The sequence below is a fragment of the Vibrio sp. D401a genome, from assembly GCF_030248515.1.
GTDB classification, from domain to species: Bacteria; Pseudomonadota; Gammaproteobacteria; order Enterobacterales; family Vibrionaceae; genus Vibrio; species Vibrio rotiferianus.
The window spans coordinates 90,605-108,011 of record NZ_JAHGAI010000010.1; the positions used below are offsets into that span (position 1 = coordinate 90,605).

Sequence of the window (17,407 nt, forward strand, 5' to 3'; positions counted from 1 at the left end):
TTGTATCGTTCTAGGTAAGTGCACTTATTGCAAAATACTTAACTAGAAAGACAGCTTGGACAAACAGACGGGCGTAAGAGTTACCCCAAACGCCCGCACACAAAAGTCTTATCGACTCTAGGCGACCATAAGCCGCCTAGTTAAGAAATATTATTTCTTGTCGTCTTTAACTTCTTCGAACTCAGCATCAACAACATCGTCTTCTTGAGACTGTTGTGCACCAGCGTCAGCACCTTGTGCTTGTTGCGCTTGAGCTTGTTGTTGAGCGATTTCCATTAGCTTTTGAGCTGCAGTCATTAGCGCTTGAACTTTAGCGTCGATCGCTTCTTTGTCATCACCTTTACGTGCAGTTTCTAGCTCAGAGATAGCTGCTTCAATCTTCTCTTTCTCTTCTGCAGGTAGAGCTTCACCAGCTTCTTCTACTTGCTTACGAGTACCGTGAATCATTTGGTCAGCTTGGTTACGTGCAGTTGCTAGCTCTTCGAACTTTTTGTCCGCTTCTTTGTTAGCTTCTGCTTCTTGAACCATTTTCTCGATGTCGTCATCGCTTAGACCACCAGAAGCTTGGATAGTGATCTTCTGCTCTTTACCAGTTTGCTTGTCTTTCGCTGAAACGTGTAGGATACCATCCGCATCTAGGTCGAAAGTAACTTCGATTTGTGGCATACCACGTGGTGCAGCTTGGATACCTTCTAGGTTGAATTGACCTAGAGATTTGTTGAAAGACGCTTGCTTACGCTCACCTTGAAGAACGTGGATAGTTACCGCGCTCTGGTTGTCTTCTGCTGTAGAGAAAACTTGGTTCGCTTTAGTTGGGATAGTCGTGTTTTTCTCAACTAGCTTAGTCATTACGCCGCCCATTGTCTCGATACCTAGAGACAGTGGAGTAACGTCTAGTAGAAGTACGTCTTTAACTTCACCCGCAAGTACACCACCTTGAACTGCAGCACCCATTGCTACTGCTTCATCAGGGTTTACATCGCGGCGAGCTTCTTTACCGAAGAACTCAGCAACCTTCGCTTGAACCATAGGCATACGAGTCTGACCACCAACTAGGATTACGTCAGTGATGTCGTTTACTGATAGGTCAGCGTCAGCTAGAGCAACTTTTAGTGGCTCAAGAGAACGTTGTACTAGGTCTTCAACTAGAGATTCTAGTTTCGCACGAGTCACTTTGATGTTCATGTGCTTAGGACCAGTTGCATCAGCAGTAACGTAAGGTAGGTTTACGTCTGTTTGAGAAGTAGAAGAAAGCTCGATTTTCGCTTTTTCTGCTGCTTCTTTAACACGCTGCATTGCTAGTGGATCGTTCTTAAGGTTGATGCCTTGCTCTTTGTTGAACTCGTCTACTAGGTAGTTGATTAGACGGTTATCAAAGTCTTCACCACCAAGGTGAGTGTCACCGTTAGTTGCTAGAACTTCGAATGTTTTCTCGCCTTCAACTTCATCGATTTCGATGATAGAGATGTCGAATGTACCACCACCAAGGTCGTATACCGCGATAGTGCGGTCGCCACCTGACTTGTCTAGACCGTATGCTAGAGCAGCCGCTGTTGGTTCGTTGATGATACGTTTAACTTCTAGACCTGCAATACGACCAGCGTCTTTAGTAGCTTGACGTTGAGCATCGTTAAAGTAAGCAGGAACTGTGATAACTGCGCCAGTTACTTCCTCACCTAGGAAGTCTTCAGCAGTTTTCTTCATTTTCTTAAGTACTTCAGCAGATACTTGAGGAGCCGCCATTTTCTGGCCCTTTGCTTCTACCCATGCATCACCGTTGTCAGCCTTAACGATTTTGTAAGGCATGATTTCGATGTCACGCTGAACTTCTTCGTCTTCAAAACGACGACCAATTAGACGCTTGATTGCAAATAGCGTGTTAGTTGGGTTAGTTACTGCTTGACGTTTCGCTGGTTGACCTACTAGCGTCTCACCGTCAGTGTAAGCAATAACCGATGCAGTAGTACGTTCACCCTCTGCGTTTTCAATTACACGTGGTTTGTCGCCGTCTAGTACAGCAACACATGAGTTAGTAGTACCTAAGTCAATACCAATGATTTTACCCATCAGGCTATCTCCGAATAAATTCTATTTTGTTTTGCTATATCCCCTATGTGGGGACGTAGAATCGGGTTTCAACCCTTGCTCACAAACTAAAGTAATGTTGTTTGCTTCTCTTATGCCCAATAGATAAGGGCTGCAAATGGCTTTTCAAGGGAGAGAGTGAAAAAAAACAAAAAAAAGTTGCGCAAAAGGCGAGAGACGAGCGCAACTCTGCCCCTTTCGACTTTTCAATCTCGATTCTCGTTTCTATAAAAGAAAAAGCGAGGCATATAGCCTCGCTTTTCAACTAAGAGTGTACTGCAAATTATGCGCTTGCTTGTGCAGGCTCTGCGTCTACGACTTCTTCTTTACCAATCTCGCCTTCAGACTTCGCAACAATGGTGTTTACTGCTGTATCACCAACTACGTTAGATGAAGTACAGAACATATCATTGATACGGTCTACAGCTGCAATGATTGCTAAACCTTCTGGTGGAAGACCTAGTTGGTGTAATAGAACACCTACCATCACTACGCCGCCGCCCGGAACACCACCAGCACCGATAGAAAGTAGCAAGATAGTTAGACCAAGAGTAAAGATATCAGCAGTGTTGATTGGTTGGCCAAATGCGTTTGCGACAAACATCGTTGCTAGTGCAATGTAGATAGAAACACCAGACATGTTCATTGTTGCACCCAGTGGTACACCGAAACCAGCTACCGATTTAGATACTTTAAGCTTCTCAGTCAGCGTGCGCATTGTTACTGGAATGGTCGCGTTAGAGCTTGCTGTCGATAGCGAGAATAGGATCTGCTCTCGAGTTGCACGTAGGAAAGTTTTTGGCGAAGTGCCCGTCGCAATACCTACTGCCATTGGGTAGAAGAAGAAAATCCAGAACACTAGCATTGCAACAACAAGTGCTACGTAGCCAGCAACAGACATCAGTGTGTTTGCATCCAGTGTTGCGCCTAGTTGAATCATCAGAGCAAATACACCGTAAGGCGCAAGGCTCATTACTAGACCAACCAGCTTCATCATGATTTCATTCGCCATCTTGAACGTACGAATAGCTGGACCACCACGTGAGTCAAGAGCTTGAATAGCAAGACCTGTCAGGATTGCCATAAAGATGATTTGTAACATGTCGCCATTTGCAAACGCTTGTACTGGGTTGCTTGGAACAATGTTTACCACTAACGAGAAAATGTCAGGAGTTTCTGTTGTTGTTAGTTTAACGGTCTCTGAAATCGTACCCGCTAGATTCGCATCTGCACCCGGTTGGAAAATAAGACCAACGGTGAGTGCCGCAGTAATCGCGATGATGGTGTTGATAATGTATAGAGCAAAGGTTTTACCACCAAGACGACCAAAAGCAGTGATGTCTTTCAGGTCAACGATACCGCATACGATAGATACGTAAACAAGAGGTACTACTAACAGCTTAATCAATGATACAAACATGCCACCAGCGCCTTCTGCTGCGCCAAGTAAATAAGTATCAAAGAGAGCAACGCCACTAAAAAGATACTGAATTGCAGTACCGATCAGAAGACCCGCAAACAAGCCGATAAAAATCTTGCTAGAAAGCGATTTATCCATCATAAATCTCCAAAATGTTGTGTTTGCTATTTATACTTTTATAGTTACATCTGCTGGTTTTTACGGCAGACCTCGCGAATAATACACACCACAGTTACAAAATAAAGACTTTCTTTACGAGATTGTTAATAAACAACATTAAAAGTAAATCGCTAGATCTACATTCATATTCAGAATTAAATTTTGATTGCGAGTGATAACAGGAACTTATAGACACACCCATTCCATAAGTAAGCAAGATAAAGAAAGGATATCCCTTATTGGAAAAATTTTTACCAATAAGAAAAAATTTGAAGGGGATCAAATTTCATTTTGCGCACATATTCAGAGAGATGAATATGTTGAGGGTAATGTTTGAAACAAAAACGCCCGCTATTGAATGGCGGGCGTTTTAATATATTTATATCAATGATTTAGTTGATTACTTAGCAACCATAACCATTGCAGGACGAACAACTCGACCGTTTAGCTCGTAGCCTTTTTGCATCACAAACATAACTGTGTTTGATTCGTGATCTGGGCTTTCTTGAATAGACATCGCTTGGTGGAATTCAGGGTTGAATGCTTCACCTTCTGGGTTGATCTCTTTCAAACCAAATTTCGATACTGCATCTACAAACGTCTTGTGTGTTAGCTCAACACCTTCAAGAATTGGCTTAACCACTTCGTGCTCTGCATCTGCAGCTTGGATTGCACGCTCTAGGTTATCGATAACTGGAAGTAGTTCTTCAGCGAATTTGTTCAGAGCGTACTTACGAGCTTTATCGATTTCTTGCTCAGTACGACGACGCATGTTTTCTACTTCAGCTTTAGAGCGAAGAACCGCATCTTGCTGATCTTTCACTTTTGTTTCGCTAGACAGTAGTGCTGCTTCTAGTTGAGCAATCTTAGCGTCTTTCTCATCACCAATTTCTTCAAGTTCTGCTTCAGCTTCTTGCGCTGCGGCTTCTACTTTCTCAGCTTCTTCGATGATTTGATCAAGCTCTTCTTCTGTAACTTTGTTTTCTTCGTTGCTCATGATATCTCCAGAATTCAACTTAATGTCCTTAAAGCCACTCACGTTTTGTGGGCTTTAACCACATAAAAATTCGCATATTTAGGTAACTTGCCATTATTATGGGGATGAAGATTCCTGATTCAAGCCTCTTTAATGCGGAAATGCTATGAAAAACCCATGTAACGTGATCGCGATTATCGGAAAACCACGAGATCAGCAGGCAATTCAAACTCATAGAGAGTTATACGAATGGCTGACATCTGAAGGTTACCAAGTATTTATCGATGATCGCCTTGCTGCAATTTTAGACGAAATCCCGCAAAGCCAGTTTGCTAGCCTCGTAGAGCTAGGTAAAAACGCCGATCTCGCTATCGTTGTTGGCGGTGATGGCAACATGCTGGGTGCCGCTCGCATTCTATCTCGTTTCGATGTTGCTGTGATTGGTGTCAACCGAGGTAACTTGGGTTTCCTGACGGATCTAAATCCTGACGATTTCAAAGAAGCATTAAAAGCCGTATTAAAAGGCGAATATATAGAAGAAGAGCGTTTCTTATTGGAAGCAGAGATCCATCGTCATGGTCAAATCAAGAGCCATAACGCGGCATTGAACGAAGCAGTGCTCCACCCAGGACAAGTGGCGCACATGATTGAGTTTGAAGTTTATATTGATGACAGCTTTGCGTTTTCGCTGCGTGCCGATGGTTTAATCGTCTCTACTCCAACAGGCTCTACGGCTTACTCTCTGTCAGGTGGTGGACCTATCTTGTCACCAAGCTTAAACGCGATTTCTCTGGTACCAATGTTCCCGCACACATTGTCTAGCCGCCCATTAGTTGTCGATGGCAAGCGTCGTATTAAACTGGTCGTTTCCCCAGAAAACCGTGGCACTCAAGAGGTAAGTTGTGACGGACAAGTTTCGCTCCCCGTCTCTCCTGGTGATGAAATACACATCTACCAGAGTCCGAATGTGCTAAAGCTGATCCATCCAAAGGACTACAGCTACTATCACGTATTAAGAAACAAACTTGGGTGGTCGAGCAAACTGTTCTAAACAAAATAAAAAAGGTTGATGTTCTATCAACCTTTTTTATTTTTCAGAGAACAAACTATCAACGCCAAAATCATTCACCACAACAATCACTCACCCTGCACACGTTACTAAAACCATAGAAAATTTGAAGCTCTGGGCAAAAACCACACGATTTTATAAAAGAAAATAGCTCATATGCCACAGAGTGATATTCTGGCAGTGAATAGAGCAATAACTCTAACAAACAATAATCAAAGAAGGACGAGCTATGAAAAAAACAATAATTCTGTCTGTTCTAAGTACATTAGCGATCGTTGGCTGCCAATCTGATGAGAACCAAGTGACAAGTATCTCAAACGATAAAGCGCAAGATATCAGTAATACCAAACGAGCGTTGGCTCTAGAACTTAGCCAAAACTACGCAGCATTAGAACCCATGTTGCGCAAGGACATTACAGCACTACAAACCAACATTCCTGTTTCAAAGTTCATTGAACAAAACCCGACTTCTCCAATGAGTAAGCAACTGGTTCAAGCTGACGAGCAAATAAGAAACTGGAAGGGCGTATCTGAATACTCAAGTGAGTTACTTGAAGTACGTTTAGCTAACGATGCCATGTTACCTACTTGGCAAGCGGGTGATATGAGTCCGCTATTTGCTTATGAACCTAGTGGTGATGATGAGCAGTGGCAATACATCGAAGCATTTGATGTATATGGGAACATTCACGAGTTAAATGTCTATGAACTACCTGACGTGCCTGTATTAGTGATTGACAACAACAGTACCGCAGAGCTAAAAGCGGGCCTTCAAGCAATGCAAGCTGAAATGCAAAAGCTTGGTCAAGCAGCCATGATTCAACCTTATGCAGAAGGGAAAGTGCTACAAAGCAAGGCACAAACGGAAGCCTCAGACACACAACCAATCCAAACTACTCAACTCAAAAAAATTCGTTTAGCAGATGATCAGGAGCCGTGGATTTCAGGCAAAGCTGAAATTTATGCTTTGGTAACTGGCGTCAACCCAACACGAGATGAACCAACGCTAGACTTAGTTGAGATGCCATATTTGGATTACGACAACAAAGACTACTATCCGAACCAAATCATCATTCACTGGTCTCGTTACCGTTGGGGCGCAGCAGACATTGTTCTGATGGAGCAAGATGACGGAACGGATTACAAACAGTTGGCAAAATTGCTCGTTCAAGTAGCTGAAGAAGTACTAAAAGCAATTCCAGATCCAGAGGTACAGGCATATGCCATCATTCCTCAGATCACCAACAAGATCATTGATGCGATTCCTGATGGGGTTCTGACCAATGATGACGATTTCGTTGATGTTTACTACACCCTGATGCAAGACACATCTTACGTCGACCATCCTGGCGCGGGAGTAAATGCAGTGGTGACATTAGAACCGCTTACCATTAACCCAACTCGTCCGTAACTTCTTCAATTTAAATAGGTCGTTGCATTTTGCGCGGCCTATTTTTCCTCTCTCCATCACAAAAAGCCGCTTCTTTAAGAAAAAATACCGCACCTGACTTTACTGTATAAAGAAACAGTATATACTGTTTTCTTATACAGTATTGTTCAGTTATACAGGTAAATAAAAATGCTGGCTCATCTAAGTGTTAATAATTTTGCGATTGTTAAGTCTTTACAGCTCGAGCTTTCAAAGGGCATGACCACCATTACAGGTGAAACAGGTGCAGGTAAGTCTATTGCAATTGATGCTTTAGGTCTTTGTTTAGGTGGACGTGCCGATGCCGGTATGGTGCGCCAAGGCGAAGAGAAAACAGAAGTCAGCGCAGCCTTTTTACTGGATAACAATCTACACGCAACGCGTTGGCTAGAAGATAACGACCTGCTGGATGGCAGTGAATGTATTTTGCGTCGCATCATCACCAAAGAAGGCCGCTCAAGAGCCTTCATCAACGGCAGCCCCGTCCCACTTTCACAACTCAAATCTCTTGGGCAACTGTTGATCAATATCCATGGACAGCACGCACATCATCAATTAATGAAAAGCGAGCACCAAATGGCCATGCTTGACCAATATGCGGGACATTTAAACTTACTAAAGAGTACACGCAGTGCTTACCAGAATTGGCGTCAAGCCGACAATAACCTTAAGCAACTAAAAGAAAACAGCCAGCAAAACCAGGCGCAAAAGCAGTTGCTTGAATACCAAATCAAAGAACTGAATGAGTTATCGCTAGGTGAAGAAGAATTCGCAGAGCTCGAACAAGAGCACAAACGACTATCCAATAGTGGTGAACTCGCCGCTACCTGTCAGCAAGCCATCGAACTTATTTACGAAGGTGAAGAAGTCAATGCGCTTGGTATTTTGCAATCGGCCAATCACTCCCTAATTCAATTAGCTGAACTGGATGAGAAGTTAGCAGAGCTACCAAACATGCTGGCAGAAGCAATGATCCAGCTAGAAGAGACCAAAAACGAACTTCGCAGCTACCTTGACGGTATTGATGTTGATCCGGGTCGCATGGCTTATGTTGAAGAACGTTTTTCTAAAGTGATGTCGATGGCTCGTAAGCATCACGTTATGCCTGATGAGTTATACCAACATCACCAAGATCTGCTGGCACAGATTGAAGCATTAGATTGCTCTGATGAACGCTTGGATGAACTCGCTCAAGAAGTCGAACAAAAATACCACAGCTTCTTAACTCAAGCGGAAAAACTGCACAAATCACGCAGTCGTTACGCAAAAGAGCTGAACAAGCTAATCACGCAAAGCATGCACGAATTAAGCATGGAGAAAGCGGTATTCAGCATTGAAGTAAACAACGAGAACACCCACCCGTCGCCATTGGGTATGGACAGCGTCTGCTTCTTGGTTTCAACCAACCCAGGTCAACCACTGCAACCTATTGCAAAAGTCGCATCGGGTGGTGAGCTATCACGTATCTCGCTCGCGATCCAAGTGATCACCGCTCAGAAAGTCGATACACCAAGCTTGATCTTTGACGAAGTGGATGTAGGTATCAGTGGTCCAACAGCAGCTGTTGTCGGCAAGATGCTGCGCAAACTAGGAGAGTCGACCCAAGTAATGTGTGTCACCCACTTACCTCAAGTCGCAGGTTGTGGTCATCAGCAAATGTTTGTCGCAAAACACACCAAAGGTGGTCAAACTGAAACACAAATGCGCTCACTAGATGAAGAGCAACGTGTGGCAGAATTAGCTCGTCTACTTGGTGGTAGTCAAATTACAGATTCCACATTGGCAAATGCTAAAGAACTGCTTATCGCTGCTTAAAAGCTCAACAAGGGATGAGAAATGGATATCAGAGCAATCAGCAAAACCAACTGCATGGAACTCGTCCCTATTTTTGTTGAGTTAGAACAATACTACTTCAAGGAACAAGCCACGTCAGAGCATGAACTGACGAATTACCTAAAGCAGAAAGTCTTCTCTGAACACTCTGGTGTAAACATTATTGCTGCTTACGATAACAGCATCGTATTAGGTTTTGCGTCCTATACAACGATGTATCCTGGCCCAAAACTCTCTGGTCAAATGTACTTGAAAGATCTATTCGTATCTTCCAACGCCCGAGGACGTGGCGTAGGCATTGCGTTGATGAGGCATCTCGCCTCCTTGGCAATTGAGCAAGGATGCCAAAGGTTGGATTGGACGGCTGAAAGTAACAACCCCATAGCAGGACAGTTTTACCGATCGATTGGTGCTGAGCTAGTCAGTGAAAAAGAATACTACCGCTTCGCAGATGATGCTCTACTCGCATTTGCTACATCAAAATAACTACTCTCGTTCATTATCGCCATGGTGCCTGCGCTTACCCAACCACAGGTTATAAATTTAAATCTGACTTTGGTCATTCCACTAATGCGTATTGAACCGTCATTTGGAGCGCAATATCAGTGAATAAATGCAACTCAACTCAAAAATCGTTGTCAGACTCCCTACCATACGACGCATAGCTTTTTACATCTGCGTCGAGCTTGTTTATTATCAGCGCAGTATTTTGAAGGTTACTAAGAAATTATTATGCAATTAAAGAAGTGGTTAGTTGCCGTACCATTAGCAATGACTTTGCTGACAGGATGTTCGGTATTGGAGAAACTGGTTTATCGCATTGATATCAACCAAGGCAACTATGTAGAACAAAGTGCGGTAGATAAATTGAAGTTTGGGATGACTAAAGCACAGGTTCGCTTCGTTCTTGGGTCACCAATGCTTATTGAAAATGGTTATCCAAACACATGGTATTACATTTATCATCATACGCCTGGACATGGTGACCCTGTACAAAAAGATCTGATCGTTAACTTTAATGATCAAGGAACACTCGCGGATATCAGTGGCGATTTTCCGAAAAGTGACGCCTTTTACGAGCAGATCCAATAATATCTTCTATGAAAAGAAAAACCTCCCAGTTGGGAGGTTTTTCTTTTTAACAATATCAAACTAGTCCGCAGCCTTTCGCAAAGCATTTGGTTTACCACCTGTCACTGGATCCGCGCTACCGGAGACCTTTGCTTGCTCAGCACGTTTGCGACGGATCTCTTTCGGGTCTGCCAATAGCGGGCGGTAAATCTCGATTCGATCTTTATCGCGAACCGTCGCATCTAATCTAACATTACGGCTGTAAACACCAACTTTGTTCTTTTTCAAGTCAATCTCAGAGTACAACTCAAGTACACCAGATTGGCGGATGATCTCTTCAACAGTCGCGTGGTTATTCACCACTAAATTGAACACTCGCTGCTCTTGAGGCAATGCATACACCACCTCAACGTGGATCATATCCGACTCAATACTCATAGCACTCGTACACCTGTTTCGCACGTTTCGTGAAAGCGTTAACCATATTGTTGGTTAGTTCATTAAAAATCTTACCGAAAGCCATTTCGATCATCTTGCTGGAGAATTCAAACTCAAGCTTAAGCTCAACCTTACATGCCTGTTCATCCAAGGCCGTAAAAATCCAACCACCTCGCAACGTCTTAAATGGGCCATCAACTAAGTTCATCATGATAGCTTGACCATGAACAAGCTCATTGGACGTCGTGAATGTCTTGCTGATGCCTGCTTTTGCTACATCGACAGAAGCTACCATGCCACCGTCCGAAGACTCAATGACTCTTGAACCTGAACAACCAGGTAGAAACTCAGGATACTTAGAAACATCATTGACCAAGTCGAACATCTGTTCTGCACTAAAAGACACTAAAGCAGAACGGCTGATTTGCTTCATACACACTCCTATCGATACGCGTACATGTTTAAGGCTTGTGCCAATTTTACTTTTATTCGACGATAGCGCAAATAAAAGGATTTCCTAACCCATATCCAACCCGTATAATGAGGTCATTATGGTAAAGAAAAAATCAAAGCAAAAAGCGGGTAGCAACACTATCGCGCTTAATAAAAAAGCTCGCCACGAATACTTCATTGACGATGAAATTGAAGCTGGCTTGGAGCTACAAGGCTGGGAAGTAAAAGCACTTCGCCAAGGTAAAGCCAATATCGCTGAAAGCTACGTTTTCATGCGTGACGGAGAGGCTTTTGTCAGCGGAATGACTATCACTCCTCTTAACCAAGCCTCTACACACGTTGTCGCAAACCCTACACGCGTACGCAAATTACTGATGAGTCGTCGTGAACTCGACAACCTACTTGGTCGCATTAACCGTGAAGGTATGACGCTAGCAGCGTTGTCACTGTACTGGTCTCGCTCTTGGGTGAAAATCAAAATCGGTGTTGCGAAAGGTAAAAAGCTTCACGATAAACGTACCGATCTTAAAGAGAAAGATTGGGCTCGTGAAAAAGCACGCGTAATGAAGAGCTCACTGCGCTAAACTTGACCACTTAAACGCATAGTACTGGACAGCCTAGGCTTTTCTGTTACTATGCGGATATTACCTCTGGGGCTGATTTAGGATTCGACGGGAATTCAGAAGTCTGAGGTGCATGCCGAGGTGCGGTAGGCCTCGTTAATAAACCGCAAAAAAATAGTCGCAAACGACGAAAACTACGCACTAGCAGCTTAATAACCTGCTCAGAGCTCTCTCGCCCTAGCTTCCGCACGTAAGACGGGGACCAACGAGAGATCAAACCCAAACGCGCTAGCCCGGATTCTCCCGCCTGAGAGATGAACGGCGAATTATAATTCAGGATAGTCATTCATTAGCGTGTCGGTTCGCAGGTGGGTGGTGAATTTAAAGATCGACTAAGCATGTAGTACCAATGATGAAAGGTTTTCGGACGCGGGTTCAACTCCCGCCAGCTCCACCAAACGTTTGGAAAGGGCCAACTCGAAAGGGTTGGCCCTTTTTGTATCTCCCCTCAACTCATCGCTTTGATTCCTAGCCAAAATCTCTTAGTCTGTGGTTAAGCATTCATCAATGGACATGAGATCATGCTAAAAGGCAGTGAATACCCTTCTATTCGTGGACTTCGAACCTTTGTGGCGGTTGCTAACCAGCTGAGTTTTTCTAAAGCGGCAGAGAGTTTGTGCGTGACTCAAGGTGCCGTGAGCAAACAGATTGCGACGTTAGAGCAACTGGTTGGGCTACCTTTGATTCAGCGTGGTGTCAATGGAATTGAGCTCACAGAAGAAGGAAAACGTTACTTACCCAAGGTGACCGAAGCGTTGGAGATCATCCAACATGCGACGGCAAGCCTGATTCAAACCGATACAGAACAAGAGTTATTGGTGGTCGACGTCACGCCTTCTTTCGCCAGTTTGTGGTTGGTGCCAAACATTGATGCATTCCATCAAGTCCACCCTGAAATCCGCGTTAAAGTTCGCACCAGTGATGGTCCAATAAATCAGTTAGATGTAGACAGCGACATCACCATCCGCTGCCTTCCTCTTTCTAGTCACTACGAACATGGTCGATTGTTGCGTCAAGAAACGCTGCTGCTAACGGGCTCATCAAGTTCTTCAACATGTAACGACAAACAGTCCATTACGGATTTCGCATTTATTCCTCAAACGACACGCCCGCAGTTGTGGGAGCAGTTCAAACTAGAACAATCTCTGCAAAGCGTGATTCATTATCACCCCGTCGGTCATGAGCATTTCTATCTTTCTTATGAAGCGGTCAAGCTTGGCAAAGGGCTTGCTCTTCTGCCTGATTTTATGGTGCAACAGGCGATGTCGAGAGATGAGGTCTACCACATCCAACAACTGAGTATGCTTAGCCATTATGGCTATTACGTATTTGTGCCGAACTACCGCCTCGCAGCGCGAAAAGTATCGCTGTTCAATGATTGGCTATTTACTCGGCTTGGAGAAGGCGTCGGTTAGATAACGACTCCGCTTCAATTTTTCAATCTGTGGTTGAAGCCAGCACATCTAAAGATATTCGCGTTACACTGAAGGTGTTGCCAATTGTAATGAGGGTTTATGACGTTATCTCCTGCCTTTCTGCGTAAAATCTGGTACTCCCCTTCTGTCAACCTTGGTCTGCGTGCCACCAGCGCGATTGTTCTGTTCATGGGGTTGGGTGTGCTATTCAACCAAATCAATCTCGCCATGACGGCTTTAATGACCATGCCTGCAGCATTGATCAGTGGTTTAGACACTGCCGGTCCTAGGCGTTGGACACGCTTTGCAATTACCGCTTTCACGTGGAGCATTACGCTTGTCATCAGTTATGCCCTGCTGAATATGGGCTTACCACTGTGGCTGACTTACGGCGCGATGGGAGCAGTATTGGCCAGTACAGCAGTGAATGGTCCGTTTTGGGGACGTCTTGGCATGTCGAGCTTGCTGATCGCGGTCGTGAGCTTATCGCTACATAATTCCAGCGCGGTAATTGGTCTCTATCCTATGTTGGTGTTGGGGCCACTCACTTTTTCGCTGTTCAGTTGGCTTTGGTTTGCTTTATGGAAACATTACGCGCTGCGTGTTTGTCTTTCTGCGATTTACGAGACGCTAGCGGACTATATTCAATATCGCCAAGCTTTCTTGCTTGGAAGCGAAAACGATGCTCCGAAACGACGCATCAAATATCAGTTGATTGAACTGTTCCAACAAGCGCTGCAATCAGAATCTTTTCGCTCTAAACATGAAGATGCCAACTCTCTACGCCAGGCTTTGTTTTTGGCGCTCGATACATTTGAAGTCGTCTTGAGCAGCCATACCAGCAACCCTGACCTGCTCAAGCAATTTCAATCCAGTAAACCGAAGCGAGATCTGCTCTTGGTTTGGAGCCAACACTGTCAGCAAAGATTAAGACACAAAGCCAAGCAGCTTTTGCATAACACGCATGAAGAGATGGAACACTTGAGCTCACTAGAGCAGGAAGCCCATGATTTGATTGAGGCGGTGAAGCTAGAAGACCAACCTCGCTTTCGCTACTGGGCATACGCGGTCAAGCATATTTCTCGTCGTATTGAGCTCAATGAACCCGCTTATGAACGCTCCTTTGAGGTGCAACCATTCGAGCTGTCTTTTCGTTTACCAAGTCGAGGCAACCCGATTTGGCGCCACGTTACTCGCGTTGGTTTGATGTTTGCTCTTGGCGCTGGGATTGCCGAATACTTTGAATTGATTCGCCCGGATTGGGTATTAATTTCCATGTTGATGGTGATTCAGCCGAGTTTCTTGGCCACCCGCAGTAAGACTTGGCAACGCTGTTTAGGTACTGCGCTTGGGGTGCTTTTCGCTACCTCCTTGATTCACCTTGGTGTCCCGACGACTATCATGTTTGTGTTGATCGCAGTCTTATTACCCATCGCAATGCTCAATATTATGCGCCATTACTCGCTGGCAATTGGCTGTATTACCGCACTGTTGATTTTTGTTTATCAGACCATGGCACACCAAGGGCTCGACTTTGCCGCTCCGCGCTTGATCGACAATGTCGTCGGTGGCGCAATTGTCTTGCTCGGTTATGGCTTATTGTGGCCACAATGGCGAGGCAAAGAAATTCACACTCAAGCATTGAAAGCGCTCGATAGTTCAAAAAGCTTATTTGTGTATTGCTATGAGCAGTTACAAGTCGATACAGAGCAACGTGATCACATGGCGCTCACTAAGCAACGTGCCGCCATGCTCACCGCTGAAAGCGATCTTGAACTGATTTACAACGAAATGCAGCAAGAGCCAAGACACACTCGCGCCGATCCGCATTATTATGAAGATATGTTGAGCCATTATCGCTTGTTGAGTCACTACCTCTGCTTGCTGATCCCTCTAGTGAGAGCGGGCACCCATTACCAAGGTTCATTGCAAGTAGAACACCTGATTCATGATGCGATGGATGCGTTGATCAGTACGATTCGTGACAATCGCGTGCATGAGCTGCCAGTGCTGAGCAATAAAACCGATGCCGATCACCCCTCCTCAACAGCTGGTCAACGGTCTGTCGAAGAGATCATCTGGTTAGCATTGATGACCATTAAACAAATGCACGACTTAGTAAGGCGTAACCTAAAAGACTAAATACGCACCACTATTATCAACGGAATGTCAGATTTGACTATTTGAGAACAACGTCGATTGACCAAGCTAACTAACAGGAGTATCACTCCAGCTTCGTTCCACTTTGGTTAGAGGAAAGCATTTGGAACACATTAATGATTTACTGATGGCGATGAAGCCGCTGCTTGAGCAATATGGCTATCTCGCCCTTATCGTCAGCATCTTTCTTGAAGGTATTGGCATTCCGATGCCGGGGCAATCGCTGATGATTGCGGCGTCTATCATCTCATCTGAGCATGTCATGAACCTTAGCCTAGTGATGATAGTCTCTTGGTTGAGTTGCTTTTTTGGCAACACGTGCGGCTACCTGATTGGCTATCACTTTGAAGGTTGGTTAGACAAGAAAGGCTATATTTCTGGCCCTAAAATGCAGAAGCTACAAAATACAATTCAGAAGTATGGTCCTGCTTGCTTGGTTGTCAGCCGCTTTATTGAAGGAATGAAACAGTTTATGCCGCTTGCTTGTGGCATTGCTAAGATGTCGCGTAAAGAGTTCTTATTGGGCAACGCCCTTGCAACCACCATTTGGGTTGCCGTGTTCAGTTTGCTCACTAACTTTGCGTTTGAGCATCTAAGCGTTCTCAGCCAGTTCTATACCGATCATCGCTACGTGGTTTGGTCGAGCGCAGCATTGTTGTTCTCACTGATGATCTTCGCGCTCCTCAAACGAAAAAAAGCATAAATACTCTACACAAGTAAAATTCCACAAAGGCTCACAGTATCAATAAGATATGTTATGTGAGCCTTTTTTCTTGGTCTTTTCGATTAAAAATAACCAGCCATTTAGACGTCTAGACGTTGACAAGTCTTTGGTGTCAGATTAGTCTGCTCGCCTTATTTGTTGATTATGTTGTCGTTCACATGTCTGGTTCTAAAAATTCTAATAAAGCAATCGCACCATCAGCGGTCGCACTTTTACCTTTAGTGCTATTCCTTGCGCTGTTTATTGGCGTGGGCACTTACTTATCCTTGCAAGGCGTCGATTTCGCCTTCTACCAACTACCAGCGCCTATCGCGGTATTGCCTGCTGTGATCCTTGCGCTCATCCTAAGCAAAGACAAACTCAATCGCTCTATCGAACACTTTATGCGTGGCGTTGGTCATCAAGACATCATCGCGATGTGCATGATCTACCTGCTTGCTGGTGCCTTTGCTGCAGTAGCAAAAGCGTCTGGCGGCGTAGATGCGACAGTTAACCTTGGTCTTTCTGCGATTCCAACCAGCATGATCTTGCCGGGTATCTTCCTGATTTCTGCATTTATCGCGACGGCAATGGGCACCTCGATGGGCACCATCGCTGCAGTTGCGCCTGTTGCTCTGGGTATTGCTCAATCGGCAGGTATGAGCCTTCCATTGACTGCTGGTGTAGTACTTAGCGGCGCAATGTTTGGTGATAACCTTTCGATCATCTCAGACACCACCATTGCGGCAACCCGTTCTCAAGGCTGTGAAATGAAGGACAAATTCAAAGAAAACATCCGTATCGCACTGCCAGCAGCACTGGTGGCACTTGTGATCTTCGCCTTCAACAGCACAGCGACTCAAGTACCAGAAACCGGTCCTATTGAATGGTTGAAGGTGCTGCCATATGTGACGATTCTTATCCTTGCTGTATCAGGCATGAATGTGTTTGTCGTGCTTACTATTGGTATCGTTTTAGCGGGTGGCGTGAGCTTATCTTCTATCGATGATTACGGTCTAACCAACTTCGCACAAGACATCTACTCAGGCTTTGGCAACATGCAAGAGATCTTCTTGCTGTCCATGCTGATTGGTGGCTTGAGTGAGCTTATGCGTCGCCAAGGCGGTCTCGCGTTTCTAACTAACCTAGTGAGTGGCATCATCCGTACGTTTGGTTCTAACCACTCGAAAGAAGCAAATGGCCGTGCAAGTGAACTAGGTATTGCTGGTCTGGTATCAATGGTAAATACCTGTACCGCTAACAACACCGTTGCCATCATCGTATCAGGTAGCGTGGCTCGTCAGCTGGCAGAAGAGAACAACGTTTCACCGCGTCGTTCTGCAAGTTTGTTGGATATCTTCTCATGTGTTATCCAAGGTGTATTGCCATACGGTGCGCAAGTTCTGCTGTTGGGCTCGGTATTTAACCTTTCTCCACTAGAAGTTGTTGCGAACTCTTACTACTGTTTCGCACTTGCAATTGCAGCAATCGTGGCGGTGTTTATCAAGCACCCAGCACGTCAGCCTGTACCTCAGACTGAAAGTTAAAATTAAATTTGAAGAAGGGCTCCGAT

At 44.7% G+C, this 17,407-nt stretch carries 15 protein-coding genes and 1 other RNA gene; 11 read left to right on the top strand and 5 right to left on the bottom strand.

All coding sequences use genetic code 11. From position 1 onward, the window contains the following. Positions 1–150: 150 nt before the first annotated feature. From dnaK to grpE, 3 genes are all read right to left on the bottom strand, one after another. Positions 151–2,067 carry a molecular chaperone DnaK gene (dnaK, locus tag KIV41_RS06365; RefSeq protein WP_005447648.1) on the bottom strand — a complete coding sequence of 639 codons (1,917 nt, stop codon included), beginning with the start codon at positions 2,065–2,067 and terminating at the stop codon, positions 151–153. Between the two features lie 301 nt (positions 2,068–2,368). Then, entirely contained in the window at positions 2,369–3,643 is a 1,275-nt protein-coding gene (locus KIV41_RS06370) for a dicarboxylate/amino acid:cation symporter (RefSeq protein WP_010446260.1), read from the bottom strand. Between the two features lie 421 nt (positions 3,644–4,064). Further along, positions 4,065–4,661: a nucleotide exchange factor GrpE gene (grpE, locus tag KIV41_RS06375; RefSeq protein ID WP_005447652.1), complete on the bottom strand. Its 597-nt coding sequence runs from the start codon at positions 4,659–4,661 to the stop codon at positions 4,065–4,067. A gap of 145 nt (positions 4,662–4,806) precedes the next feature. Here grpE and nadK point away from each other — a divergent pair, with 145 nt between their 5' ends. The 5 genes from nadK to bamE all read left to right on the top strand — a co-directional run bounded on the left by nadK (position 4,807) and on the right by bamE (position 10,063). Continuing rightward, positions 4,807–5,691 carry an NAD(+) kinase gene (gene nadK / locus KIV41_RS06380; RefSeq protein WP_005447653.1) on the top strand — a complete coding sequence of 295 codons (885 nt, stop codon included), beginning with the start codon at positions 4,807–4,809 and terminating at the stop codon, positions 5,689–5,691. A gap of 247 nt (positions 5,692–5,938) precedes the next feature. Beyond that, complete coding sequence (locus KIV41_RS06385; protein ID WP_285335919.1) at positions 5,939–7,120, top strand: DUF3103 domain-containing protein; 1,182 nt, start codon at positions 5,939–5,941, stop codon at positions 7,118–7,120. Positions 7,121–7,288: 168 nt separating this feature from the next. After that, complete coding sequence (gene recN / locus KIV41_RS06390) at positions 7,289–8,953, top strand: DNA repair protein RecN (protein WP_010446249.1); 1,665 nt, start codon at positions 7,289–7,291, stop codon at positions 8,951–8,953. A gap of 21 nt (positions 8,954–8,974) precedes the next feature. Then, positions 8,975–9,457 carry a GNAT family N-acetyltransferase gene (locus KIV41_RS06395; protein WP_285335920.1) on the top strand — a complete coding sequence of 161 codons (483 nt, stop codon included), beginning with the start codon at positions 8,975–8,977 and terminating at the stop codon, positions 9,455–9,457. A gap of 246 nt (positions 9,458–9,703) precedes the next feature. Further along, positions 9,704–10,063, top strand: a complete 360-nt coding sequence (bamE, locus tag KIV41_RS06400; RefSeq protein WP_005391468.1) for an outer membrane protein assembly factor BamE — start codon at positions 9,704–9,706, stop codon at positions 10,061–10,063. Between the two features lie 60 nt (positions 10,064–10,123). On the opposite strand, the gene KIV41_RS06405 is transcribed toward bamE, so the two are convergent. After that, the gene (locus tag KIV41_RS06405; RefSeq protein ID WP_010446234.1) at positions 10,124–10,480 is read right to left on the bottom strand and encodes an RnfH family protein; all 357 of its coding nucleotides are present in this window, start codon (positions 10,478–10,480) and stop codon (positions 10,124–10,126) included. Next, positions 10,470–10,913 carry an SRPBCC family protein gene (locus KIV41_RS06410; RefSeq protein WP_010446232.1) on the bottom strand — a complete coding sequence of 148 codons (444 nt, stop codon included), beginning with the start codon at positions 10,911–10,913 and terminating at the stop codon, positions 10,470–10,472. The genes KIV41_RS06405 and KIV41_RS06410 overlap by 11 nt, the downstream gene beginning before the upstream one ends. 118 nt (positions 10,914–11,031) lie before the next feature. Here KIV41_RS06410 and smpB point away from each other — a divergent pair, with 118 nt between their 5' ends. From smpB to KIV41_RS06440, 6 genes are all read left to right on the top strand, one after another. Beyond that, entirely contained in the window at positions 11,032–11,517 is a 486-nt protein-coding gene (gene smpB / locus KIV41_RS06415; protein ID WP_005440253.1) for an SsrA-binding protein SmpB, read from the top strand. 68 nt (positions 11,518–11,585) lie between these two features. Then, positions 11,586–11,953: a transfer-messenger RNA gene (gene ssrA, locus KIV41_RS06420) on the top strand. Positions 11,954–12,077: 124 nt separating this feature from the next. Continuing rightward, entirely contained in the window at positions 12,078–12,971 is an 894-nt protein-coding gene (locus KIV41_RS06425; protein WP_285335921.1) for a LysR family transcriptional regulator, read from the top strand. A gap of 99 nt (positions 12,972–13,070) precedes the next feature. After that, positions 13,071–15,113: an FUSC family protein gene (locus KIV41_RS06430; protein ID WP_285335922.1), complete on the top strand. Its 2,043-nt coding sequence runs from the start codon at positions 13,071–13,073 to the stop codon at positions 15,111–15,113. 145 nt (positions 15,114–15,258) lie between these two features. Beyond that, positions 15,259–15,834 carry a DedA family protein gene (locus KIV41_RS06435; protein ID WP_005447665.1) on the top strand — a complete coding sequence of 192 codons (576 nt, stop codon included), beginning with the start codon at positions 15,259–15,261 and terminating at the stop codon, positions 15,832–15,834. A 179-nt stretch (positions 15,835–16,013) separates the two neighbouring features. Beyond that, positions 16,014–17,381: a Na+/H+ antiporter NhaC family protein gene (locus KIV41_RS06440; RefSeq protein ID WP_045415715.1), complete on the top strand. Its 1,368-nt coding sequence runs from the start codon at positions 16,014–16,016 to the stop codon at positions 17,379–17,381. The last annotated feature ends 26 nt before the right edge of the window (positions 17,382–17,407 follow it).